Here is a 24,475-nt window from a genome sequence, read left to right as displayed (position 1 = left end):
CTGGGTTAATGATGACTGGGTAAATTGGGGTTTACAATAAAGACTGCACCCCGTTTTGCGGCTATGGAGCACAATGTCTTTCCCCGGAAGCTGGCCGGTTACCGGGCCAGGATCAGCTTACTATCTTTCTTGACGAAATGTAATTCAAACAAATTGGCGATGTCCCCGATAACGGTTTCGGCGTTTGTTGAGCCCAGTGGAATAGAGCCGGAAGCTCTTCTGGTCAACAGTTCCCGGTTTTCGACCAGTACCGTCACGCCATAATTTTCCTCGATTTTTTGCAGCATTTCTTGTAGCGAAGTACCATCAAGCCGCCAGCGGCCCCGGGTCCAGGACGAATAGTTTTCGGGATTGACAACCTCCTTTCCGGTTATTTCCGAGCCGTTCTCACTGATCCGCACCATATCGCCTGGCGTCATGTAAACCTGTTTTTTTGTTCCTGCCAGGCTTAGCCGGATACTTCCGGATCTGAGCACGATGCAACTCCTGGTTTGCCGGTCGATCACGTTGAATTGCGTTCCCAGCACCTGGATGTTTTTGTCCGCAGACAAATGGACTGTAAAAGCCGAATGTGTCCGAAGATGTTTCACGTCAAAGAAAGCTTCTCCTTCCAGCCATACCTCGCGCGGGCGCCCATCCCAGGATGCCGGGTACCGCAAGCTGCTGTTACCATTCAGAACTACTTCGGAGCTGTCGGGAAGGATGATGTGACGGGTTTGTCCGTAAGCGGCTGCGATATGGACTGTTTCGGGTTGTTTCAGCCGGAACCAGGCAAGCGTACAGATCAATATAAGGCTCGCGGCGATGGCCAGATATCTTTTCAGAGTCCGTTGACTCTCATAGGAGGTGAAGGGCTTTTTGCGATTGGCACGGGCATTCGGAAGTCGCTGCCGTGCATCGGCCCAGACTTGCCCTTTGGACATCATCAGATCTCCGAAAATTTCCTGATCCTTTTCCTGCGCTTCCTTGCTGATCCATTCCAACGCCCTGGCGGCATTGTCCGGATGCAACGCAAGCCATTGCTCTACCACCTTATCCTCTTCGGAGGTGGTCTTTCCGGAAAAGTAATGCATGACAAGTTGTTTGGAGACTTCCATGGCAACACCAGTTAAGGGAAACATCAACGATCTGACTGCTAACTGTACAGAGACAATTTTGAGCGCGACACCCTATGGTTAATTAAAAAAATAACCCGTTGCGGGTAGATCCTACCAGCCGACAGGACCGGTTCTCGTGTCACAATCGAGGCTACCTATAAGTTTTTAAAAACCGGCACCTATTTCCCAACGTTCAGGGTTGCCTCCCAAGGGAGTGGAAACGCCAAGATCCCATATACCCGCATCCAAAATCTGGATCGGGTGCGGGTCGTGGCTAAATAGGCGTTTAATTTAACCCATTGAAGGCGTTAACTAATTCAAATTTTGCTGCCGAAAAACGTGTGGTGTAAGCCCGACTGTCCGCTTAAACAAGCGAGAGAAATAGTTGGAATTTTCAAAACCCAGTGCGGAAGAAATTTCATTGATGTTCAGGGCCGTTCCTTTGAGCAAATTTTTAGCTTCTGCTATTAAATAAAGGTGAATAAGCTCCAATGCCGTTTTACCCGTCTGCTGTCTGAGCAGATCACTCAGGTATCTTGGTGACAAATTCAGCCTCTCAGCAAGTGCGGTCACGGTTGGAAGACCGGATTTATGAGCTTCTTCTGCTGCAAAATAGGCTGCCAGCATTTCATTGAACCTGGTGGCAATTGCTCCGGTAATCTCCGCCCGGTTAATAAATTGTCTTTTGTAAAAACGCTCTGCATATTTCAAGAGTGTATTCAAATGACTCAGAATAATGGTTTTACTATATGCATCTGTGTTATTGTGAAGCTCCTTATTCATGGTTTGCATCAGCGTCCAGATTGTCTCCTCCTCACTTGGCGAAAGGTGCAGTGCTTCATTAATATCATAATCGAAGTAATGATATTTTTTTATTTCATTGTGCAGCGCCGAGCCTGCTAGATAATCCTCATGAACAAGAATAAGAAAACAAGCTTCTTCTAAGCGTATATCTCTGAACGTAACTTTTTGGCGCGGCTTAATGAATGACATCGTTCCAAGGTCATGATCATACTTTGTTTTTCCGTAAAGCACACTTCCCGAAGTCAGTTTTTTAAAACCAATAATGTAAAAGTTTGCAATAAACTCAACGTCACCGGGCCAATGGTCATCTTTATTGGCATACAGAATACTGAACATAGGGTGCTCCGGTGGTTTCACTCCGGTAGCCTGGTTGAATGCGCTGATACTCTCGAAATGCTTCATTTTGAGGGCCGGTTAAGTAGCCCCTTTTAAAGGGCTACAATTTAAAGTTTTATTTACCGTGTGCTGCAATGGAAACATCCTGCCATTCTTCCCACGTTTTCATGCGTTCTGCATAAGTGTATTTAATCCACTGCAGACCAGCCTTGCCCAATATCAATCTCAGAGGCGGTTTTTTTGAATTAATAAGTTTGAGCATGGTTTCGGCGGTGGCTTCCGGCACTCCCCAATCTTCAAGATGGTTTGATTCATTCAGCGAAGCCCTCACCCCATCGTACAAACTTATTGGCTCGCTTTGTACACCGGACGAAGTGCTGAACTCTGTCAGATAACCATTAGGCTCGACGATAGTTACCTTTATCCCAAAGCCGCTCACTTCACTTGCAAGGCTTTCACTGATCGCTTCGACCGCAAACTTGGATGCGCTGTAAATACCAAGCGTTGGAAACGCTACTAACCCTAATGCGCTTGAAACCTGAATAATATGTCCTGAATTTTGTTCACGCATGATGGGTATTACTGCCTGAGTCAGCCATAATAAGCCAAAAACATTGGTTTCAAACTGCTCTCTGATCTCCTGCTCATTCAACTCCTCAATTGCGCCAACATGTCCGTACCCGGCATTGTTTATCAGAACATCGATCTTTCCAAAATGGGCTTTTGCTGCTGTGATGGCTTCAAAGCCAGCTTTTTTATCAGTTACATCTAATTTTAAAACAAGCAAATGGGATGGATATTTTTCAGCCAGCGCCTGCAATGAATCCGTATTTCTCACTGCTACAATTACCTGATCACCTTCACTTAGAAATGCCTCTGCCCAAATGCGCCCCAATCCACGGGATGCTCCTGTAATAAAAATTGTTTTTGCCATTGCTTTCTACTATGTTAAATACAAGGCAAAATTCCGCATAAACTGACTGACTCATAGGATACAAAAGTCGGTAAAAAGGAGACGTTTTTACTAAATCCTTTTAATCCTAATTTTGCGAACGCCGGTAAAATAGCGGCGTCACATTGGTTCTACTCTTGAATAGCCGACTGAACGATTGCGGAAATTCAAAGCCTAGCTGAAAACCGATCTCGCTTACAGTCAGCCGGGTTCCCTGTGCCTTCGCCTTCATTTCACTATTGCTTCCGGACGCGATTTGTCGGATTCGCGTGTTGCAAATAATTTCATCATAGTTGTCTGATTATCCGACAGATAAGACAAAGATTGTACTTGCAACGGGTAACTAACTTTCTATTTGGTACTCGTGTGCGGTTTTACCCGCAAAAGCTTTGCGTTAATGGCAACCACAATGGTCGATGCGCTCATCAACACGGCGCCCATTGCCGGGCTCAACATGAAAGACGGATACAAGACTCCAGCGGCAAGGGGGATGGCTAGTATGTTGTATCCTATTGCCCAAGCCAGGTTCTGCACCATTTTCCGATAAGTGGCCCTGCCAAATGTTATCATTTGAACAACATCCATGGGATCGCTATTGACCAGGATAATGTCTGCCGTTTCTGCCGCGACGTCGGTTCCGGAACCCACAGCAATTCCTACGTCCGCCTGGGCAAGTGCCGGCGCGTCATTTACCCCGTCACCAGTCATTGCCACGATTTCCCCTTTATTTTGTAACTCTTTAACTTTTTCCTGTTTCTCATGGGGTAGCACATTAGCCAGGTAGCCATCCATCTTTAACTTTTGGCTGACAGACTGGGCAATTTTTTCATTGTCTCCAGTCAGGAGAAATGATTTGATATTCATCTTTTTCAATTCCAAAATGGCCTGCGCGGCACTTTCGCGGATGCTGTCCGCAAAAGTGATCACACCAACTACTTCTCCATTTATCATAATGAAATTCACCGTGTCGGTTGCTTGATCGACTTCTTCCGGAATAGTTGGCACAGGCATGTTTTCCCTCGTGAAATAGTTAGGTCCCGCAGCGACAACCTTTTTACTGTTCACCACACCACTCACTCCAATACCTTGTTTGTAATTGAAATCCGTCGATGCCCACAGCTCCAAGCCCCGGCGTTTCAGCTCCCTGATTACTCCGTGCGCAAGGTGGTGCTCAGAATTCTGCTGCAAAGCCGCAGCATACTGCAATATTTGACTGGAAGAGAACTCGTTAGAAGTCGGAATAATTTGCTGTATCTCATGAGAGCCCGTGGTAAGCGTGCCTGTTTTATCAAAAATGATGGTAGTCAGCTTCCGGGCGTTCTCAAATGCGGTACGGTTTCTTATCAACAGGCCATGGGTCGCCGAAAGGGTTGTAGATATCGCGATGACCAACGGGATGGCGACTCCGAGGGCGTGCGGGCAAGACGTTACCATTACAGTAACCATCCTTTCCAGGGCAAATGCCAGATTTTGGCCGCTCGTATACCATACGATAAAAGTAACAACGCCGACCGTGATTGAAATCAATGTCAACCAGCCTGCTACTTTATCTGCCAGGTTCTGGGTGTTTGACTTGGCACTTTGCGCTGTCTTCACCATATTAATCACCTTATTCAGGTAGCTGTCATCCCCCGCCCCGGTGACGCGGACTTTCAAAATGCCATCACCATTGATCGCGCCGCCAATCACCTTATCATCCTTTTGCTTTTGGGCAGGGATGCTTTCTCCGGTAAGCATGCTTTCGTTCACATGGGAAGAACCCTCAATGACAGATCCATCAGCGGCAACCTTTTCCCCCGGTTTAACCAACAGAATGTCGCCTTTCCGAAGGTCTTTCAACGGAATATCGGTTACCTGCTTATCCCTTTCGACATGAACGATAGAAGGAAGAAGAGCAATCAGCGATTCCAACGCTTGCGAGGCCGCCATTTGTGATTTCATTTCAAGCCAGTGGCCAATGAGCATGATATCGATTAATGTCGCCAGCTCCCAAAAAAAGTCCATGCCTTCAAGCCCAATCACGACAGCCACACTGTAAACATATGCCATAGTAATCGCCACCGCCACCAGCGTCATCATGCCCGGAGTCTTGCTTTTCAGCTCACCAACCAAGCCATTCAGAAAAGGCCAACCTCCATAGAAATAGACGATGCTGCTAAGCGCCAAAAGAAGATATTGGTCACCCTGGAACCGCAAATCGATACCAGCCCACTCCTGGATCATGTGGGATAGCAATAGAATAGGGACTGTAATGACAAGAGATATCCAAAACCTCTTCAAAAAGTCAGTCGTGTGATGGCCAGCGTGCTTGTCATGCCCACTATGCCCACCATCGTCGCCACGACTACCTCCGTGCTGGGAATGATCCGCGCTGCCATGCGACTTCATTGGATCATCGTGTTCCGTTTTTTTGTCTGAGTGATGACTGTGGTGATGGTGATGTTCCATAATCAGATCATTTTATCATGTGCTTACACTTATTTTCAATAATTCAGTGTCAGTCCGAGCCCGAATCCCATGTCACTGTCGTAATGAGCCGTAGCCCCAATATACCGGGTGAATATGTATTTGACTGCCGCCATGTACTCCCTGTCAGTGTTGACCATCAAGTTCATTCTCAATCGCCTGGAGAGCGGGATGTCCATCCGTTCCAACTGAAACCTCACGTTTCCATCTGTAAAAATCTCCGCCTGCGCTGTTACCAGCATGGGTAAGACGTAGTTGACACCCACGCTCAACACTGATCGTTTGTCTTTTGTATTGCGCTGCCCGAACAGGTTCTTTTCGACTTCATCCATTCCCATCTTCCGGTATCGCCAGTCAAACCCGATGAATGGCATCAGCCACTGCATTCTGCCGATGTACCGGCCCAAATGGGTCTCTACTTCGTATCCGTGATGGTCGTTCCAGCCCAATCTCCACTCTGAGCCGATGCTCCAGCGCGTGTTTTGAACCATCGCTTCACCGTCGTTTCCATTGGTGGCAAAGTCGTTTTCGGCCATGAAATGGAATTCCCGGTCGTCGGCAAACAATTTGCGCTGCGCTAACCTGGGATTCGGGATCTCAGGATTTGCAGGCGAATTTTCGTACGAAAAAATCGCGCCCATCCCACTCATCATATGGTACAGGATATGACAATGGAAAAACCAGTCGCCACTTTCGGTAGCGGCAAATTCAAGCGTATCGGTTTCCATCGGCATGATGTCGATGATGTTTTTCATGGGCGCGTTCGCACCATTTCCGTTAAGCACCCTGAAATCGTGGCCATGAAGGTGCATAGGATGGCGCATCATGGAATTATTGTAGATGATCATACGAACGTTCTCTCCCTTTTTGATCAGGATCTTATCCCGTTCCGAGACAACTTTATTGTCCATACTCCACACGTACCGGTTCATATTACCCGTCAGCACAAATCGCAATTCCTTTACGGTTGAATTTTTAGGCAATGATGTATTTTCAGGCGATGCGAGCATGGCATAGTTCAAGGTCGTTATCGAAGACAATGCATTGCTATTGTACATATTGTGCTTTGCATGCTTGTCCTTTTCGGCGTCATCCTGATTTCCCATTTTCATGTCATCCTTTTCGTTCTTGCTCTCAGTACCTTGCTTTCGGGTTTTCAGCGGGCCTGTAATTTCGGGGTACATGACGACATTCATATCCATCTGATTCAGGCTCATATTCATTCCCATATCATCCAGATTACCATTCATTTTCATCATACCGTTCATCATCTTCATCCCTTCGAAATATTTGAGTCTTGGTAATGGCGATGCAAGTTGCTTCACCCCTGCGCCCAGGTATAATGATGCCGACTTGGTACGGTCCTCGGATGTAGCCAGGAATTCATAAGATACCGGCTCAGCACCCGCCGGTGTGGCCGGAATTGTAACGATCACATCGTAGGTCTCCGAGACGGCTATGATTAATCTGTCTACCTCAACCGGCTCCACATCATTGCCATCAGTGGCAACCACAGTCATTTTTCCTCCTGCATAAGTAAGCCAGAAGTAGGTCGATGCCCCGCCATTTGAAATCCGCAGCCGAACCTTATCTCCCGGTTTGAATTGACTAAGTTGGCTTTCGTTTTTTCCATTGATGAGAAAACGGTCGTAATAAACGTCGCTCACATCCATCGCCGTCATCCGTTTCCATTCATTGCCCAGTTTGGTTTTCAAATACCCCTGGCCAGCCGCTTCCGAATAGCTCTGGGTTGCCCCTTTTTGTATCGCAAACCAATCACTGGCATTATGAAGCATCCGGTGGACGTTTTTAGGGTTCATATCTGTCCATTCGCTCAGGATAATGGGTACCGTGGGTATTTCGGGTTCTCTCTTCTTGTGAAGGATCATCGATCCGTACATGCCTATTTGTTCCTGCAACTCGGTGTGGCTGTGGTACCAGTGCGTGCCGTGCTGGATAATCGAAAACCGGTACAAATGAGTAGAATGAGGCTCGATGGGCATCTGCGTGAGATTGGGCACCCCGTCATATTTGTTCGGCAGAAACAACCCGTGCCAATGCAGTGAGGTTTCTTCGTCGAGCTCATTATGGACATAAATCTCGGCTGTGTCTCCCTCTGTGAATGTCAAAGTCGGCATGGGAATCTGTCCATTTACTGCAATGGCACGTTTGGGCTTTCCCGTAAAGTTCACGGTTGTGTCTTTCACGTATAGATCATAGCGGACAACTTTCTGGCCATGTGTCAGCCCCGAACTTAGCATTAGGATAGCCAGCGATAGCGTAGCCTTAAAAATGAGGACTCTCAATAAATCCATCGTGTGTAGGTGGTTATAAGATAGTACCTTCATAGCGGAACGGCATTAATCACCTGATTATGGCATTTCGCTATGAAGGCATCGATTATTTGATTGTTTCGGTTGTTTTGCCACAATTCAACATCTGCGCGCCATAGTAAGGATTTTTGATTGCAGATTCCTGGCTGAGCCAATTCGCACCTTTCCCTTCCTTGGCCATCGGGCAATGTTGATAATAAACCGGCTCGGTTGGTTTGGCCGATTTAATCAGCTTGTACATGTTATCAGACAGTGAAGTAAAATGATCCCTCTGATGCCCTACATCTTTCGTCTCGGCAATATGCTCGGCATCAAAATCCAGGTCTTTCACCACTTTCATCCAAACGGTATGCTGCTCGCTTCCGAGCTGATCCATTTTTACCGCTTTAAGCGTTTTCACCAGGTTGTCCGCTTTCGAGGCAGCTGCTGCTCCATCAGAAGCGATCAACGCATCCTTCACGGCGTAGTAAGCATTCAAAACCGGTTTCAGCGGATCGTCGGCTGACGGTACAACCTGTTCGTTTGGGCTGTTGGCAGCGTCATGTCCATGCTGATGAGCGTTCATTTTTTCCTGAGCGGCCACCGGGCGCTTCACTGCACGCTCATATCGGTTAGATTCGTCCAGGCGGGCATAGGCATCATCGGGCGCGAGGTAATTTTGGTTATCATACCCGGCCAGTGCGATCTTTTTCAATACCGCATCCAGCGAGGTTTTCTTACTGTCATAGCTGATAGCGGCTATTTTTGTGTCCTTGTTCCACGAGGCCTCGGATATATTTTTTTGAAATGCGGCAGCTTCGATTGCTTCCTTGCATTGAGCGCATGCGCCGGCAATTCTCACGTTTTCTGTTTGAAGGTTCTTGATGTCGGCGTATGACAAAAGGGTGGATAGCAATAGGATCATTGCCATCAATAGCTTTATTGATTTCATTGGAATAGAATTTCGGGTTGTTAAATACATAAAAAGCCTCTATCAGGCAACAGTCCCGACAGGGCGTACCTGTGGCTGCAGATAATTTAACAACCAACCTATATTGGGAGGTGTCCAAAGGGAAAGGTAGACCGGCTTCGGCGCCGGCTGCTGGAAAAACCAACATGAAGTATTATCGATGGTGTAAAATACGGTATTGACAAGCCCGGCCGGTTGCGTCTTCATTGCATAGGCACTGGCTGCGTGTGCGCAGTCACAGCCGGACTGGCTGCAATTATGATCACACTGTTTACTTCGATTGCACGACCCGTAGTACTGGTGCCTCGTGCAACAGGCCTTTTTTTGGACAACCCTGTGCGAAACAGAGCTGATTTTATTGACGTGCTTCTTACCGCATGCAAGGCCTTCGCCAGCTCCAAACAGCTGGCCCACCAAGATCAGTATAAAGAAAACACATCCTTTCATTCCGTTCCATATCTCGAAGGTGCAAATATTGCAGCCTATTCAACAGGTTTTTCTACACAATTTGTGCTGTGTGTTACATAATTATGGGATTTCTTACGCTCGGGGGTAAATCACCACCCGTTTTATCTTACCCATATTAAAGTGTCGAACGATCAGTTTCCAAAATCATGTTTTTACGCAAGCTATTAATTGTCCTCTTTATAGTTCCGCTTCTCTTAGCGACGATTAAAGAAAAAAGGCAGTCCGCTGGGGTAATATCCGAAAAAGAGTTGGCTGTGGGTGCTCAGCCTCAAATTGCTGTCGATTCAAAGGGTACCATACATATTGCCTATGGCTTAAAAAATGGCAATGACCGGCTGCTTTACTATATTTTTTCAAAAGACAGCGGAAAATCATTCTCCGCGCCATCCTTACTCGGAAAATTCCCCCAAATGGGTTTGGGAATGGGACGTGGACCTCAAATTACCACCACCAAAGATTTCGTCACTGTCACCGTTGGTGATCATCACGGAAACTTGTATGCCCTCAGGTCTTCCGGCGGACCAGGAAGCTGGTCTGCTCCGGTAAAGATCAACGACAAAGACTCAACTGCAAAAGAAGCGCTATCGGAGATATGTGCAGGCAGCGGCAATCTGGTCTACACAGCATGGTTAGATACCCGCTTAGGCAACAACAACCTCTTTGGAGCTATTTCTAAAGATGGCGGAGCGACCTGGGGGAAAAACCAGCTCATTTATAAAGGAGAACAAAAAGGCGTTTGCGACTGCTGTAAACCTTCCGTGTTTATCGATAAGACGGAGGTGCTGCATATAATGTTTCGAAACAAACTGGATGGCGCTCGTAACATGTACATTGTCCAGTCAAAGGATTATGGGCAACATTTTAGTACTGCAAAAAAACTCGGATCAACGGATTTCATGATTGATGGCTGTCCCATGGATGGTGGCGATATTTCCGCCGACGGAAGCGGAATCGTTACTACTGTTTGGAGGCGTCAAACCGAAGTATTCGAGGCGAAACCCGGTAAGCAAGAAGTAAAAGTTGGCACAGGCAATACCCCGACGGTAGTTGAAACACGGCATGGCCCGTTGATTGTATGGCACCAAAACGGCGAGATACTGTACAAAGGCTCACATGGAAGGGAGGGGCGACTTGCAAAAGGGCAGTTTCCGAAGCTCGCTGCTAGTTCAGTCCAAGACAAAATATTCTGTGTCTACGAACAAAACGATAAGATTGTCTTTACAACTTTTCAGTAATGTAGCACATTACTGGCTCCCCGCCGTCGGAATTCGTTTTATCACATATTCGTCCAGCGGCTGATAAACGAGCGGATATTTCTCGTAGACGACGTTACTTTCATCCAGCCCGAAATTAGCCCCTTCCTGCACGCCGATCAGTTTCAGGTTATAATAGGATTTAATCAGAAGATTTTTCCAAAATGATAGAGCGTTGTCGTAGGACAGGTAGGAACTGCCCACGATAAACCGGTAATCACCCATATCGCGCCTGTCGTATTTCTTTTCCTCAGCCTGTTCATATGCGAGTTCTCCGCTTGCTATCAGGTCCTGAACAATGCGGCGGAAGAACAAATCGACTTTGGGCTCGATGCGAAACCCGATGTGCATATTGATAAAGTAGGCATCGTTCCGTGAAATTGTTTTCACATCGTAATGTAGCGTGTAAGGCTCGTCGGCCACGTTAACATGGATGAACCAATAAATATCTGCCCGTTTGGCGGGGCTGTTAAAAATGGAATCCAGCGCCCGGGTTTCAATCAATTCATTCTTGTTGCTTGAAGTAAGGTATATCAGGTTAGTGGCATAACTCCTGATGGCGTAGTTCGTTGAAAGATCGCTCAACTTTTGCGCGACGATGGGTGTAATGGGCGAAAATGCAACCAGTTTTTCCTGCATCCGGCGGCCCTGCTGCCAGGTGAGCATCGTCAGGGAAAGAATAGCTCCAACCACTAGCATGATCCAGCCGCCTTCGTGCAGCTTTTGCAGGTTAGCGATCAAAAACGAGCATTCGACGGCGAGGAACACAGCGGTGATCAGCGCAACAAGCGCCGGATTTAAACGCCGGGTGATAAGGTACAGCGCCATCAGAAAGGTGGTGATAAGCATCGTCAATGTGACGGAAAGGCCAAAAGCCGCCTCCATGTTTTTGGATTCACGGAAATGCAGGACCATCAGAATGCAGGCGCACATCAAAAACCAGTTGAAGAACGGAATGTACATCTGTCCACGGATCGTGCCCGGGAATATCACCCGGTTTCTGGGCCACACACCGAGCCGGATCGCCTCGTTCACCAATGTGAAACAGCCCGATATCAGCGCCTGACTGGCTATCACCGTCGCCATAGAGGCCAAAATGACCGTAGGAATGTAAATACCCTGCGGGATAATGTTGTAGAACGGGCTCAATGCATTGGCCTTTCCGACGCCCAGCAGCCAGGCCGTCTGTCCGGCGTAGCTTAAAATCAGACAGACCTTTACATAAATCCAGCTTATGCGAATGTTGTTTCGGCCGACGTGGCCCATGTCGCTATACAGTGCTTCCGCACCTGTGGTACACAAAAAGATACCTCCCAAAAGCCAGAAACCTTCCGGATAGTTAACCAAAAGCTCATATGCATACCAGGGATTAATAGCCTTTAAAACAGCCCAGTTCGATGAAAGCGCCATCAAACCGATCACGCCGATAAACGAAAACCAAATGAGCATTACCGGGCCAAAAAACTTTCCGATCTGCTGCGTCCCTAGCTGTTGGATCAGGAATAAAACGATGATAATGGCAATCACGATAGGCACCGTATCCAGGTGCGGATCGAATTTTTGAAGCCCCTCAATGGCCGAAGCTACCGAGATGGGCGGGGTAATAATCCCGTCCGCAATCAAAAATGCCCCTCCCAGGATAGCAGGCACGATCAGCCATTTACCAAAATATCTTCTGATCAATGTGTACAACGAAAAGATTCCACCTTCGCCATGGTTATCCGCCTGCAAGGTGATCAGAATGTATTTTAAAGTGGTTTGAAGTGTAAGCGTCCAGATGATGCAGCTGAGAATCCCCAGTGCCTTGGTTTGCGAAACGATTTCTCCTTCATGGAAAAGAGCGTTCAATGTGTAAAGTGGCGAGGTTCCAATGTCCCCGAATACGATCCCGATGGCTATCAGAAGCCCGGCGGGTTTGATCTGTTTGTGAAATGCGTGATAGTCTGTACTGTGTTCCAAAGTAAAAGGAGTTTTCGATTTTTGCGAAATAAATCAACTTTCTCAGGAATCTGCAAAATTTAGGTGTCGGACCTCTCGAATCGTCGGGTTTTTCACTGAAACCACGCTTTGTAAGTAAATAACAACCAAGTGTAGCGTCGATACAACCAAGAGTAGTTGCTTTTTTGCAGGCCGGTCGACGTCGCCAATATAGTTTTGCGATGTCGAAAAACAAAACACAAAACACGCATGGACAGTAAGGTAATCGGCGAGAAAATCGCCAAAGCAAGAAAAGAGAAAAACATGTCGCAGGCGCAGCTCGCCCAGCAAATATTCATAAGCCCGCAGGCAGTAGGAAAATGGGAACGCGGAGAATCGATGCCCGACATCACCACATTTGACCGGCTGGCAGAGATTTTAGGGGTTGACCTCAATTATTTTTCTGAAAACGCGCCGTCTGTGACCGCCGAAATACCTAATGCGAGGGAGTCGACAAGCCAACCCGTTCCTGTAATGGAGAACGCTACCAATTCCAACGACCGTCAGGTTCTGATAAACCTCACGGCGGCCGATCTGCAAGAAAGCGATTTTGCAGGGGTTGTTTTGCATAAAGGAAAATTCAAAGCCAGCTCGTTACGCGGGGCCGACTTCTCCAATGCCGACCTGACCGGATGCTTATTTGATGCCACCGACGCACGTGAAGCCAATTTTAATGGCGCAAATCTGACGGAATGCAACTTTTCGGCCACAGAACTTACCGGTGCAAGCTTTGACAAATCCGTTCTTGTCCGCACGACCTTGAACATGTCCGGCCAGGGCGCAAAGTTTGTGGACGCCAGCCTGGTGGATGTGAAATTGATTAAAACAGACCTTAGAAAAACAGTCTTCCAGAACTGCACCTTTACAGGCGTTGATTTCAGTTACTGCGACCTGCGCGGGATCGATTTCAATGGGCAGACCTTTGATGGTGTCCGGTTTGACAAGTCTGCCCTAAACGATGTGTCTTTCCGGGGCGCAGCCCTGAGGAATGTATCTTTTACGGTTCCCTTCTCCTTGACTAACAAATCACACCTGGCGCTGAAAACCATCGACTTCTATGGGGCTACCATGGACAAGCTCACCTACCTGGCGCTCAAAGGCCTGATGGCAGTCGATCTGTCAAACGTTACAATCCTCTAACCGAAAGTAATCATGCAAAACCTGGCAATACAAGTTGAAGGGCTGCAAAAGTCCTTCAAAGGGCTTTCTGTGCTCAAAGGAGTGGATTTCGAGGTAGAAAAGGGCAATATTTTCGCCCTGCTCGGCACCAATGGCTCCGGGAAAACGACGATCGTTAAAATCCTGACCACACTACTTAAACCCGATAACGGAAAAGCGATCGTTGGTGGATTTGACGTCAATGCAAATCCGGGGCATGTCCGTCAGGTGATCAGCCTGACCGGCCAATTTGCCGCCGTTGATGAAATGCTTACCGGGCGAGAAAACCTGATACTGATCGCGCGGCTGCGGCATCTTCAAAACCCGCGTCAAATCGCCGATGACTTGTTAAACCGCTTTGGCCTCACCGAAGCGGCCGGGCGAATGGCATCCACTTACTCAGGCGGTATGCGCCGAAGGCTCGACATAGCGATGAGTCTGATTGGAAACACTCAGCTCGTATTTCTGGACGAACCTACGACCGGCCTGGATCCGGAGGCCCGTATCGAAGTTTGGAAGATCATTAAGGAACTTGCGTAGGGCTAACTGAACCTTAATTTCAAGAAATATAGTAGCTAGTCGGGACGTCGATTGTCCTTATGTGGCGACTACCGCATTAAACTGACTTTAAGCATACTGATGTCCCTTAAAGCCCGCTTTAACACAAAAAAAGGAGCAGAAAACTGCCGTTTCCCACTCCTTTTTAGCCTTTTTGAAAAGGACTTTTTCATTGCCCCTCCTTTTTAGACACCCTCTTTTTGCGCCGGGGGCTCAGTTTATAGCAAGCAAAATTTTACATACTATTTGCTTTTTATCAGCTTTTGGGAGACTATAGAACCGTCAGGCATTTGAATGTTGACCACATAGGTTCCATTAGGGAGGGACTGAATGTCAAACGTATGCCTGTTTTGGCCTGTTCCGTTGTGGCCTTGGGTTATGATCCGTCCTGATACATCCAGAATCCTGATCGTTTCCAACCCGCCTAATCCTTCAATAGTCAGCTCGTCCTGCACCGGATTGGGGTAGACCGAGATCTGCGCCGCGCCATTTTCAACAGACAGCATTCTGATAGAACTAAAAGCATATGTACCGTCCATATCGACCATTCTCAGGCGGTATAGATTTTGACCTTTTTCCGGTGAATTGTCGGTGTAAGAGTAATTTCTCAAAATACTGCTTTCCCCGTTTGACCGAACACTGCCTATTGAAACCCAAACTTTCCCATGGGTGCTGCGCTCTATTTCAAAGCGGTCCGAGTTCACTTCTTCGGTGGTAGACCAGGTAAGGTGCGCCAAATTTCCCTCTTTCCTGGCATCAAAGGCAACCAGTTTGACGGGCATTGGGCAATCGACAATGATGGTTAATGTGGCGATCGATTCGAGCCCGTTGCCGTCGGTTACAACGTAGTCAATAGAGACCGTATCACGCAAGCCGTTCAATGGAATAAAACTCACGGCCCCACTGACTGGGTCCACATTATATTGGCCCTGTCCAGCGACAGTCAGGGTCGTTACCCGATCGGGCGAGCCTGGCGTCAGCAGTTTCACACTCGATGGTACCAACGGTACGCTTCCAGCGATGTCATTGGCCAGCACGTCGACCGTAGTAGCATTGCAAGTAGTCGTGCCATCATCGTCCACGGCCACTGGCGGATCATTGACAATTGCGCTTGGGCAGCGCGCGCCGTCACCTGGGGTTACTCCGGACGCTGTCGAGAACAGCGACGCCGTCAGGTTGGTAAGAGGAGCGCTGATCTTGAAAATGGCCCCGCTGCCGTTATTGCCTACATACATGTCCCCGTCTGTATCAAAGAAAGCGGTACCAAAAGCGCCGGTGTAGCCAGATGTTTCGATGCCTGCACCGGTTACAGGGCCTACTGTGGTGCGGTTACCAGTTACCGGATCAAATTGATATAGTACTTTGTCTGTACCGAATGCATAAATCAGACCGTTGGTAGGATTGAACGACCAATCGTTCAAGTTGGTCGGCGTAGTGGGCAATGTTACGGCAGTCAGGTAATTTGCTGAGCCGGGATTCAGGTCGACTTTGGTGATCTGGTTTGAATTGGCTGCATACAGGTACAGAATGCCACCCGGGCTCACATCTCCGGTTGCAAAGCCCGGAACCGGAGACGGGAAACCGGTCACATCATGGAATGTCACAGACCAATCACTGCCGATCCGGACGAGCTGATTAGTGCCGTAACGGAAACCCCAGATATAGTTGTCGACGGTGTTGTAGCCGATGGCGTTAACGAAAGCGTTGGGACCTGGGATCAGGGTCTGTTTGGCCAGGGTTGTATTACCGGTCGAAAGATCAAGTGTGTAACCGTCCGAAACGTTGGCACCATCTATATTCCGGTTGCCGATCACATAGCTCAGTTCCGAACATGGAAAAGCAGGCTGGGCGAGCCAGGAACCGGTTGCTTCCCGGAACGGGTGCGTGATGTCACCTTTGCTCAGGCCAATAAACCCTTGGAAATCGTCTAAACCAGTGCAAGGTTCATATACAATAAGATTCTTGACATTCCAGAAGCCCGGCTGATCGTATATGACCCGCAGGGTCGCGGTGGTGTTGACCGGGTTGGTAACCGAGACGGTCGCAGAAGCCGGTGAGGAAGGAAAAGTGATGGTTCCGTTGACGGCATCGTATGAAGCCCCTGTCACCGAATTGAGCGTTATGCCGGCGGGAAGTTCCAACTTGAAAATTCTCGGATGCCCGCCGTCGTCCGTAAGGTCAACCGTAAAATTCTGAGCGGTTCCTGCTACGGCCGGCGATCCCGGACCGGTAATTGAAAACACCGGTTCAGCAGGACTTGGCAGGCCTGGAATAGCGTCGATAGCGTCCCCGTGGAGCCCGGAATAGTGCACTGCATAGTCAGCACCTGTGGTAGAATTCACCGCAGACTGGACAGCCATAAAATTGGCATATGTTGTTGCCGGTGCTGGAATATTATTCAATATGTAAACCAGCCGTGCCGCTTTCAGTTGATCGACCGCATCCGCACTTCCCGACTTATCCAGGTCCGGACGAACGTTGGGCGAGAATATAACTTCACCGATGTAGTTGCTGTTGGCCATGGAAGGCGCCGGCTTCCCGTAATCGATGCAAAAGGATATTTCAGAGGAAACAAGATTCTTGTTCCCATCAAAATAGGCGGTAGCAATTGGTGCAGCTTCCTCCGGATATGAATCCATCGCAATGTATGAATTCGGGGTTATAAACTTTTTCCAATATGCGACCTGAAAACCAAATGCCGATGTAGCTAACTGGTCGCCGGTAGTATAAGGAATAACAATTTTAAAATCGCCGCCCGACGAAGCAACGGGACTTTCGAAAGTCACAGTGATCGGGCCCGTATATGTCCGCGTCTGCGACAAGTAGCCGGAAGCATTCGCTGGCGTGACGGTTTCTGTGGGAGTCCCGCTTGCCGAAGTCCCCAAATAGATTTTGATAACAGCCGAAGGTGCCATGTCCAGAAAGTCAAACCGAAGGACAACTTTGCCCATTGTTCCGTCAGAAAGCTCAGGATAGATGGTGGCTGAACGAAGGGGGTATATGGCGTTCATCGTCGCTTCGAGATTGAATTTGCCGGAAGTCGACCTTCCACTCCCAATTTTTCCGGCAGGCACGGTTTCCGGGAAATAATTCCCCCCATCAAAGTCCTGGTCAAAAAAATACCATTGAGTTCCGCCCCCTGGGTCCGGGCATGACTGTGCATTCGCAAAGGATAATGCCTTTAATGTCAGAATCGCAGCAAAAATAAAGCTACTGAATCTTCGGGCCAGAAGGTCTGGTGATGTGTAAACATTTTTCATGGAATATATTGATTTAAGTAAGAATTCCTTTTTGGGTTCCTGAGGGGAGCCCATTGGGTATAAGGATTATCGCAGGCCAGGGAGTTGATCTGGTCCAATTGGTCTAGTGCGGTATAGCGTAGTTAAGGTATTTGGTTATCAAATGGTTGGTAAAAAACAGTATCCGAAAACTTCGGATACTGTTTTACTTACCCCAGCACACTTTGTTATTTCACTACAAATGTCTTGCTGTGGCTCTCGCCATTTGCGTACACGATCCTGACCACATACAGGCCTGCGCGTAGATTACGAATATCCAGGCTGTCACCCGACTGGTTGGCTTGCATCACTTCCACGCCGGCGACATTGTAGATCGATGCCTTGTACGAGCCGGAATGTGGCAGATTGAGCGACAATCTTCCATTGACTACCGGGTTAGGGTATACGGACAATGCACCTTTCACAACGTCGAACCGGAGTGCTACGGCAGAACTATACATGTAAGTTCCGTCGAGATCGATTTGCTTCAGACGATAGTAGTTCGTACCTGTCATCGGCGACGCATCTTTGAAATCGTAGCTCAACGCACCTTTGCTGTTACCGCCTTCGGTTTGGTTTTCCACAAATCCGATGATGTTCCAGTTACGTGCATCGGCGCTCCGCTGGATCTCGAACCCTTTGTTGTTCACCTCTTCGGCAGTAGCCCAGGCCAGATTGGCTATGCCACCTTCCTTAGCCGCCTTGAAGTAAGTAAGCGTTACAGGCATTGCCGATTCAGAGGTAGTCGATAGGTACACGAATGAAGAAAGTGAAGAAATGTTATGGAACTCCACATAATTGACCCCATCCTCCACGCCGCTCGCGTTAGGTGTCAGTTGGACGGCCTTGCTTGCGTCAAGCACTCCGGAACCGTACACATTCGCGATGACGTCTTCCGCTGATCCTTCATACTTGAACCATGCGTTCACCTGAGCGCCCGGAAGTTGCGTAGCAGTCAATTCGGAAGCGCTGTAATAGATACGTACTTTGGCCCCTGTGAATGCAGTAGCAGAGCCGTTGGTAACCGATGCAATGCGCGGCATCAGGCTGGTCGTTTTGGTACCATCTGTATAGGTCACGCCTTCCGGAGTAATCTTCACCGTGAGGTTATTGAGGACGTCCGCAGGTAGACCTGACGTTGCGAACAGTTTCAGCGAAGCGTCAGCGCTCTTACGGAAATACGTCCACACGCCGGTACCGCAGTTGTCGTTGTACTGGGTGGTCTCTTCCACTACCGCCGGCAGATACACGGTGCCCGTGGTGATCGGTGTCACCTTCCCGAATGTGAAGTAGCTGGCACCGTTCAGGAAGCTATGAGTGGCTTCGTAGTCTGTGCCATTCAAAGTCACCGGAACTGCCGTCACGTTGGACGAGAACGCAGCGTCGGACGCGAACAGGATCACGTAACCTGCACACGCATCGTTGGCCAGCGTAGTAGTCCCCACCGAAGCTTGCGGGAAACGGATCAGCACCTCTCCGACCCCATTGGTATTCTGCACTTTCCAGATACGGTTCATGCGACGCGCATTGTTGACGCTGCCTTCATATTCGAATGCTGTGTAAGTACTGGCTGTGTTGGTCATCGCCTGGGTATTGCCGTTGTCACCCCACACAAGGAACTGCCCATCCGACAATGTACCGGTATTGGCAGCGTTGGTCGCGGCAATGTCCTCCAAACCGATGATCACCTGATCGTTGGTGTTCGCATGCTGGCTGCGGCTTTGTTTCTGATGCAGGGCAGAAATAAAGTCATTACCTATACCGGCCACGTTGTTGTAATGGGCAATGTTTGCATCTTTATCCCAAACAACTACTCCACTGGAAGTGGTGTAATTGTTAGTATTATTCAACGTGACACCATATTTGATAGCAAGATAAGTATCTACCTTGTTTCTTTCGGTAGCAGTAACGCTACCATGTCCATAAACAACCAACTCGCCTATATGCCCGCTAAATCCCCAGTCATCTCCTCCGGGGGGATTTACTCCTCCATTTGCACCGAAAATGTGCCCACCGGTAACAGCGCCCGTCGCAGTATGATCTGTACCAGTTCCAATGGCAGCACCATTGAGGCCGTTACTTACATTCACATCAGAAAACTTGTGGTACATAATACTTGATACAGTAGTAGAAGCTACAATGCCGCCTGGAACAGCGTTGTACGTTATTAGTGACCCAGTATTATTTCTTCGGCCAACCCCGCCATTAGGATAAAGTGATGGCTGATCCCAGTTGGTTCCATTAAATGTTGTATTATTCATACCAACATTAAATACCCTAGAACCCGCTGCCCCCTCCTTTGTAACCTTGAAGATATCAAAGTCCAAACTATGTAAGGTTTGCACATCTATATTACCTATCATTTGCTGGATAGCCGTAAAATTGATGCCCGGGTTGTAGTTAAAGTAAGTAGCACCTCCGTTTTTAAATTTAGGCAAAGGAGCTTCATTAATCTGCCCAACCGTTGTACCAGAAGTGAAATCTGTCCAATAAGCAACATCGCCATCTTCACCCGCAGCATCAACTAATTTATCAGCGCGGTACCAGTAGCTCAGGTTGTTGGTTACTCCACCCGGTGCCTGGATAAAGGCTGCAAAGGTGAAATATTGTCCATTCGCTATTGTGACATCGGCATAGGCATATTCTATCCCGTTTACAACCTGGCTGTTTTCCATCGCTGTTATTACGTCCGATGCATCAATGGTTGCATCCCCACTTTGGATCAGTTTCAGGTTGGCATATCCCTTAGCCCATGCGACTCTTACCATACCAACAGCGTTGGTATTTTGAGCTTTCCAGATGGATGCAAAGCGGTAATTAACACCACTTATTCCTGCGATAGAAACCGTTGGCGCTTTTGCGAGATTGTTATCACCCCAAATCAGGTATTGACCGTTGGAGAGTACACCTGTGTTGCCAGCATTTGTATTGTCGAGACCCGTGGTACTGATCAAAACTTGCCTGCCTGGGTTGGTGCTCCATGACTGCTTCTGATACAAGGAACCCATATCGTCACGGGAAATACCTGCAATGTTGAAATGATAGCCATTGTTGGTAGCATTTGCCCACACAGTACCAGAAGATGAGTTTACATAGTCTTTTGTACCCGCTGCGTAGGTTGTACCATATTTGATCGCCATATAGGTTTCAACCCGATTCATTTCATCCTCGGTAAGTCGTTGTTCAAATACAACTACTTCATTCAACTGCCCATTCAACGCGCCATGGTTGTCATCCTGGCCAATTTGAAAATCCCGGGAAGCATTATTGATGACGGCATTTTGAATCTGGTTGGTACCAGAATAGACGGTGCGGTTACCATTTAATGAAACAGTAGCACCCGCATAAGCCGCGGTACTGCCCTCACCATTCTGCCATCCGGATCCTATGGTAAAGTAATTTTTATTCACAAAACTATTACCACTTAAACCCTGATAACCCGGCCCTCCTGTAAAGAACAACAGATTATAGTTGCCACCCGAAGGATAAGTGTGTAACCCGGGATAATCCGTGGAAGAATGAAAACCGGCAAAACCAACATTTTTTAGGCTGTTAAGATATCCTGCCGCATAAATTGACCCATTTGCCCGATCTATTACATTTACTCCTGTGGGAGCAGTGTATCGCATCCACTGGCTGCCAGGGAATGTAACTGTTGGATTGAAATTGGCCAGCGTTGTGGTGTTAGAGAAAGTAGGTCTGTTTCCTGCACTCGCCTGCACAAGATTGTATCCGGTGCCTTTGTATTCATTCCATTGTTGCAGAGCCTGTCCATCTGTTGCCACCGTTGTGCCCGCGTCAGAAAACTGCTGACCTGCTGCATCTGCCCTATACCATGCCGCCGAAGCTACATTACCCGGTCCGGATACGAACCCTGCGAAAGTAAAGTATTGACCATCACTCAGGGTTACGTCAGCGTAATTATAAGAAACACCATTTACAGATGCTGAATTGGCAGTCATATCTGTTCTGGCGTCTGTATCGTCAATGGTAGCATCGGCGCTTTGAATAAGCGTAAGGCTTGGAATTCCGGACGGCCATGCCACACGCACTGTTCCTACATTTGCTGTATTTTGTACTTTCCAGATAGCCGCAAAGCGTAAATTCAATGTGGGGACACTGGCAAAATTAAACGATGCAGAAAGCGTTTTAGACAAACCATTATCGCCCCAAATCAAATACTGTCCATCAGAAAGTGAAGTTCCGTTTCCAGCATTAGTGTCTGTCAGGCCAGTGGTCGAAATTATAACCTGCTGCCCTTTATTGACGCTGATACTTTGCTTTTGACTCAATGCGGACGACTCATCACTGGCAATACCAGCCACGTTGTTATGATAGGCGCTGTTAGCAGCCGCATCCCACGCAACGCTTCCATTGGAGTTCAGATAATTTACACCCGCCGGCAATGTGATACCATATTTGATTGCCAGATAGCTATCTACCCTGTTTCTTTCAGCCGCAGTCAAATTTCCGCCACCATAAATAACCACTTCTCCAATATGACCGGTGAAGCCCCAGTCATCACCACCCGGAGGATTGGTACCTCCGTTAGAGCCAAAAATATGGCCGCCAGTCATCTGGCCTCTTGCCGAAACATTCCATTGTGCACCCACCCCAGCGCCATTGATACCTTTCCTGATGGAGGTATTGGTGAAAGTGTGGTACATGATGCTTGGTATAGTGGCTGAAAAGCCAACATTACCTGGATTTGAAATGCCTAGCCCTCCACCTGTACTATTTCTGGTAGCCATGTTGCCGCTGGCATAGAGTCCGGGCTGATCCCAGTTGGCACCACCCAATGAGGTATTATTCATGCCAATGTTAAAATACCTCGTTCCACTCATACCTTCTTTGGTCAATGTGAAAATATCGAAGGAAGTATTTTCTAAGGTCTGGGTGGTGATGTTGCCCAACATTTGCTGGATTGCAGTAAAATTCACACCCGGATTGAAATTGAAATAGTTTGTTGCACCTTGTTTATAAACCGGAACAGGCGCTGTTGCAATTTGACCGGAAACAGTACCTCTTGCAAAATCTGTCCAGGTCGTAACATTGCTACCATCCCCTCCAACTTTAACCAAGCCTTCATCCGCACGATACCATTGGGTTAAACCTGTGGTAACACCACCGGGCGCCGGTACTTTGGCCGCAAATGTAAAATACTGACCATCGGCCAGCGTCACATCCGCATAGTTGTAAACGACGCCATTGATTGTAGTCTCGGATGTCAAAGGTGTCAGCACATCTCCTGCACCGATAGTCTGATCGCTACTTTGGATCAGGCTCAGACTTTTAAGGCTTTTTGGCCAGGCCACACGAACGGTTCCCACAGCCCCTGAATTCTGCACCTTCCATATCGCCTGAAAATGATGGGATACCGACGGAAATGCAGTGGTAGATACGGTTGGCACTTTGGCCAGGCCATTGTCGCCCCATATCAGATACTGCCCTGCGTTCAGCGCTAATGAGTTACCTGCGTTCGTGTTCGTTAAGCCCGTAGTACCGATCAGCACTTGTTGTCCGGGGTTTGTGCTCCATGATTGTTTTTGCTGCAAAACACCATCGTTGGCGATACCCGCAATGTTGTTTTGTAAACCTGCATTTGCGGAAGCGCTCCAAACCACGTTACCCGCCGAATTTTTGTAATCACGCGTTCCGCTGGCATAAGTGGTTCCGTATTTGATAGCCAGGTAAGTCTCGACACGGTCCATCTGGTCTGTTGTCAGTTTATCCTCAAATACCAGTACCTCATTGAGCTGGCCGCTGAATGCGCCGTAGTTGTTGTCGGCGCCAATGCGGAAATCACGCGCGCCGGTGCTCAGGTTGGCATTATAGAGCTGGCTGCCGTTGTAGTCGGTACGTGTACCGTTGAGCGAGACGGTCGCCGCTGCGTACGATGCATTCGTACCAGCGCCGTTCTGCCATCCCGAACCAGCCGAAAAGAACATGTCTGCTGTGTAGGCAGAGGCACTCAATCCCTGGTAACCAGGACCTCCTGTAAAAAACAGCAGTTTGTTATTGCTACCAAAAATATGCAGACCCGGATAATCCATCGATGCGTGAAACCCGGCAAATCCGCTTTGTTTCAGCGTGTTCACATAGCCGGCGGCATAGATACTGCCATTGGCCCTGTCGATCAGATTTACACCCGTACCCGCGGTGAATTGTAGAAAGTCGTTACTGCCGTCGAAGGTGACGGTGGGGTTAAAATTTGCCAACGCGGAGCTATTGGAAAAAACCGGCCGTGCGCTGGCCGTAGCCTGGATCAGGTTCCTGCCTGTCCCGCGCGCTTCGTTCCATTGCTGAACGGTGGCGTTATTCGACGCGGCCGTGGAGCCTGCGTCTGAAAATACGGAGCCAGGTGCGTCGGCCCGGTACCAGACCGCTGGGGAAACCCCACCGGGTGTCTGCGCACGTGCGCCAAAGCACGCAAGCATTGCAGAAGCAAGTGCGATGGCGGCAACTTGTACATTTCGTTTCATAAAATAGTTTTCAATTGTCCATAAATGGTTTACACTTCTCTTCTCTTTCTTTTATTTATTCATAATCAGTACATTAAGTATTAATAAATTGATTTTAGAATTTTTGGGCATGGCATGGCCAGCCAGGAGGATACGCTCCGCCCCGAAATGGGTTCTTTGCCCCGGTCCGATTCAGTTACAAGGCTTTATCTCACAGGTGCGAAACTGTTCTGCCTGGTGTCAGGAAATGAAAATGACATAGTGTGGCATAGCGCAGATTTCCAGGATCGTTTACCGCGGAATTAATTCTAATAGTGGAGGTATTCTGAAAATATTTCTACGACAAATGTCCAAACTTAATTCGATTGAGGTAGGGGAGAATCTT

Annotated in this window: 14 protein-coding genes; 4 read left to right on the top strand and 10 right to left on the bottom strand. The window is 48.2% G+C overall.

Translation table 11 applies throughout. The annotated features are described in order from the left end of the window. Window positions 1–98: 98 nt before the first annotated feature. The 7 genes from ACTJJJ_RS00555 to ACTJJJ_RS00525 form a co-directional block, all read right to left on the bottom strand. Window positions 99–1,097 (bottom strand): FecR family protein, encoded by a 999-nt coding sequence (locus ACTJJJ_RS00555; RefSeq protein ID WP_440701098.1) that lies wholly within the window; start codon window positions 1,095–1,097, stop codon window positions 99–101. A 312-nt stretch (window positions 1,098–1,409) separates the two neighbouring features. Further along, window positions 1,410–2,303 carry a helix-turn-helix domain-containing protein gene (locus ACTJJJ_RS00550; RefSeq protein WP_426295254.1) on the bottom strand — a complete coding sequence of 298 codons (894 nt, stop codon included), beginning with the start codon at window positions 2,301–2,303 and terminating at the stop codon, window positions 1,410–1,412. Between the two features lie 49 nt (window positions 2,304–2,352). Then, the gene (locus tag ACTJJJ_RS00545; RefSeq protein WP_440701097.1) at window positions 2,353–3,171 is read right to left on the bottom strand and encodes an SDR family NAD(P)-dependent oxidoreductase; all 819 of its coding nucleotides are present in this window, start codon (window positions 3,169–3,171) and stop codon (window positions 2,353–2,355) included. 106 nt (window positions 3,172–3,277) lie between these two features. After that, window positions 3,278–3,421 (bottom strand): helix-turn-helix domain-containing protein, encoded by a 144-nt coding sequence (locus ACTJJJ_RS00540; protein WP_440701096.1) that lies wholly within the window; start codon window positions 3,419–3,421, stop codon window positions 3,278–3,280. Window positions 3,422–3,540: 119 nt separating this feature from the next. Further along, a complete protein-coding gene (locus ACTJJJ_RS00535) occupies window positions 3,541–5,637 on the bottom strand; it encodes a copper-translocating P-type ATPase (RefSeq protein ID WP_440701095.1) in 2,097 nt (698 codons plus the stop codon). A gap of 35 nt (window positions 5,638–5,672) precedes the next feature. Beyond that, entirely contained in the window at window positions 5,673–7,970 is a 2,298-nt protein-coding gene (locus ACTJJJ_RS00530) for a multicopper oxidase family protein (RefSeq protein WP_440701094.1), read from the bottom strand. Between the two features lie 85 nt (window positions 7,971–8,055). Then, window positions 8,056–8,919: a DUF3347 domain-containing protein gene (locus ACTJJJ_RS00525; protein ID WP_440701093.1), complete on the bottom strand. Its 864-nt coding sequence runs from the start codon at window positions 8,917–8,919 to the stop codon at window positions 8,056–8,058. A gap of 276 nt (window positions 8,920–9,195) precedes the next feature. On the opposite strand from ACTJJJ_RS00525, the gene ACTJJJ_RS00520 reads away from it, so the two are divergent. Next, a complete protein-coding gene (locus ACTJJJ_RS00520; protein ID WP_440701092.1) occupies window positions 9,196–9,465 on the top strand; it encodes a hypothetical protein in 270 nt (89 codons plus the stop codon). Window positions 9,466–9,551: 86 nt separating this feature from the next. Further along, window positions 9,552–10,640, top strand: coding sequence for an exo-alpha-sialidase (locus ACTJJJ_RS00515; RefSeq protein ID WP_440701091.1), 1,089 nt, complete (start codon window positions 9,552–9,554; stop codon window positions 10,638–10,640). Window positions 10,641–10,649: 9 nt separating this feature from the next. Here ACTJJJ_RS00515 and ACTJJJ_RS00510 read toward each other — a convergent pair whose 3' ends face one another. Beyond that, window positions 10,650–12,617 carry a KUP/HAK/KT family potassium transporter gene (locus ACTJJJ_RS00510; protein WP_229221975.1) on the bottom strand — a complete coding sequence of 656 codons (1,968 nt, stop codon included), beginning with the start codon at window positions 12,615–12,617 and terminating at the stop codon, window positions 10,650–10,652. 228 nt (window positions 12,618–12,845) lie between these two features. Here ACTJJJ_RS00510 and ACTJJJ_RS00505 point away from each other — a divergent pair, with 228 nt between their 5' ends. Both ACTJJJ_RS00505 and ACTJJJ_RS00500 read left to right on the top strand, forming a co-directional pair. After that, the gene (locus ACTJJJ_RS00505) at window positions 12,846–13,775 is read left to right on the top strand and encodes a pentapeptide repeat-containing protein (RefSeq protein WP_440701090.1); all 930 of its coding nucleotides are present in this window, start codon (window positions 12,846–12,848) and stop codon (window positions 13,773–13,775) included. A 12-nt stretch (window positions 13,776–13,787) separates the two neighbouring features. Then, window positions 13,788–14,333 (top strand): ABC transporter ATP-binding protein, encoded by a 546-nt coding sequence (locus ACTJJJ_RS00500; protein WP_440701089.1) that lies wholly within the window; start codon window positions 13,788–13,790, stop codon window positions 14,331–14,333. Window positions 14,334–14,593: 260 nt separating this feature from the next. Here ACTJJJ_RS00500 and ACTJJJ_RS00495 read toward each other — a convergent pair whose 3' ends face one another. Together ACTJJJ_RS00495 and ACTJJJ_RS00490 are read right to left on the bottom strand one after the other, a co-directional pair. Continuing rightward, on the bottom strand, window positions 14,594–17,611 hold the full coding sequence (locus tag ACTJJJ_RS00495; protein WP_440701088.1) for a DUF6923 family protein: 3,018 nt from the start codon (window positions 17,609–17,611) through the stop codon (window positions 14,594–14,596). 206 nt (window positions 17,612–17,817) lie between these two features. Further along, the gene (locus ACTJJJ_RS00490; RefSeq protein ID WP_440701087.1) at window positions 17,818–24,111 is read right to left on the bottom strand and encodes a T9SS type A sorting domain-containing protein; all 6,294 of its coding nucleotides are present in this window, start codon (window positions 24,109–24,111) and stop codon (window positions 17,818–17,820) included. Window positions 24,112–24,475: the final 364 nt, after the last annotated feature.

Source organism: Dyadobacter sp. 22481 (genome assembly GCF_052044875.1).
In the GTDB taxonomy this organism is placed as follows: domain Bacteria; phylum Bacteroidota; class Bacteroidia; order Cytophagales; family Spirosomataceae; genus Dyadobacter; species Dyadobacter endophyticus.
This window is presented reverse-complemented; position numbering and strand designations above follow the sequence as displayed.

Coding starts and splice junctions, on each gene's coding strand:
- ACTJJJ_RS00555 (WP_440701098.1), bottom strand. CDS start 1,097: ATGGAAGTCTCCAAACAACTTGTCATGCATTACTTTTCCGGAAAGACC.
- ACTJJJ_RS00550 (WP_426295254.1), bottom strand. CDS start 2,303: ATGAAGCATTTCGAGAGTATCAGCGCATTCAACCAGGCTACCGGAGTG.
- ACTJJJ_RS00545 (WP_440701097.1), bottom strand. CDS start 3,171: ATGGCAAAAACAATTTTTATTACAGGAGCATCCCGTGGATTGGGGCGC.
- ACTJJJ_RS00540 (WP_440701096.1), bottom strand. CDS start 3,421: ATGAAGGCGAAGGCACAGGGAACCCGGCTGACTGTAAGCGAGATCGGT.
- ACTJJJ_RS00535 (WP_440701095.1), bottom strand. CDS start 5,637: ATGGAACATCACCATCACCACAGTCATCACTCAGACAAAAAAACGGAA.
- ACTJJJ_RS00530 (WP_440701094.1), bottom strand. CDS start 7,970: ATGGATTTATTGAGAGTCCTCATTTTTAAGGCTACGCTATCGCTGGCT.
- ACTJJJ_RS00525 (WP_440701093.1), bottom strand. CDS start 8,919: ATGAAATCAATAAAGCTATTGATGGCAATGATCCTATTGCTATCCACC.
- ACTJJJ_RS00520 (WP_440701092.1), top strand. CDS start 9,196: ATGATCACACTGTTTACTTCGATTGCACGACCCGTAGTACTGGTGCCT.
- ACTJJJ_RS00515 (WP_440701091.1), top strand. CDS start 9,552: ATGTTTTTACGCAAGCTATTAATTGTCCTCTTTATAGTTCCGCTTCTC.
- ACTJJJ_RS00505 (WP_440701090.1), top strand. CDS start 12,846: ATGGACAGTAAGGTAATCGGCGAGAAAATCGCCAAAGCAAGAAAAGAG.
- ACTJJJ_RS00500 (WP_440701089.1), top strand. CDS start 13,788: ATGCAAAACCTGGCAATACAAGTTGAAGGGCTGCAAAAGTCCTTCAAA.
- ACTJJJ_RS00495 (WP_440701088.1), bottom strand. CDS start 17,611: ATGAAAAATGTTTACACATCACCAGACCTTCTGGCCCGAAGATTCAGT.
- ACTJJJ_RS00490 (WP_440701087.1), bottom strand. CDS start 24,111: ATGAAACGAAATGTACAAGTTGCCGCCATCGCACTTGCTTCTGCAATG.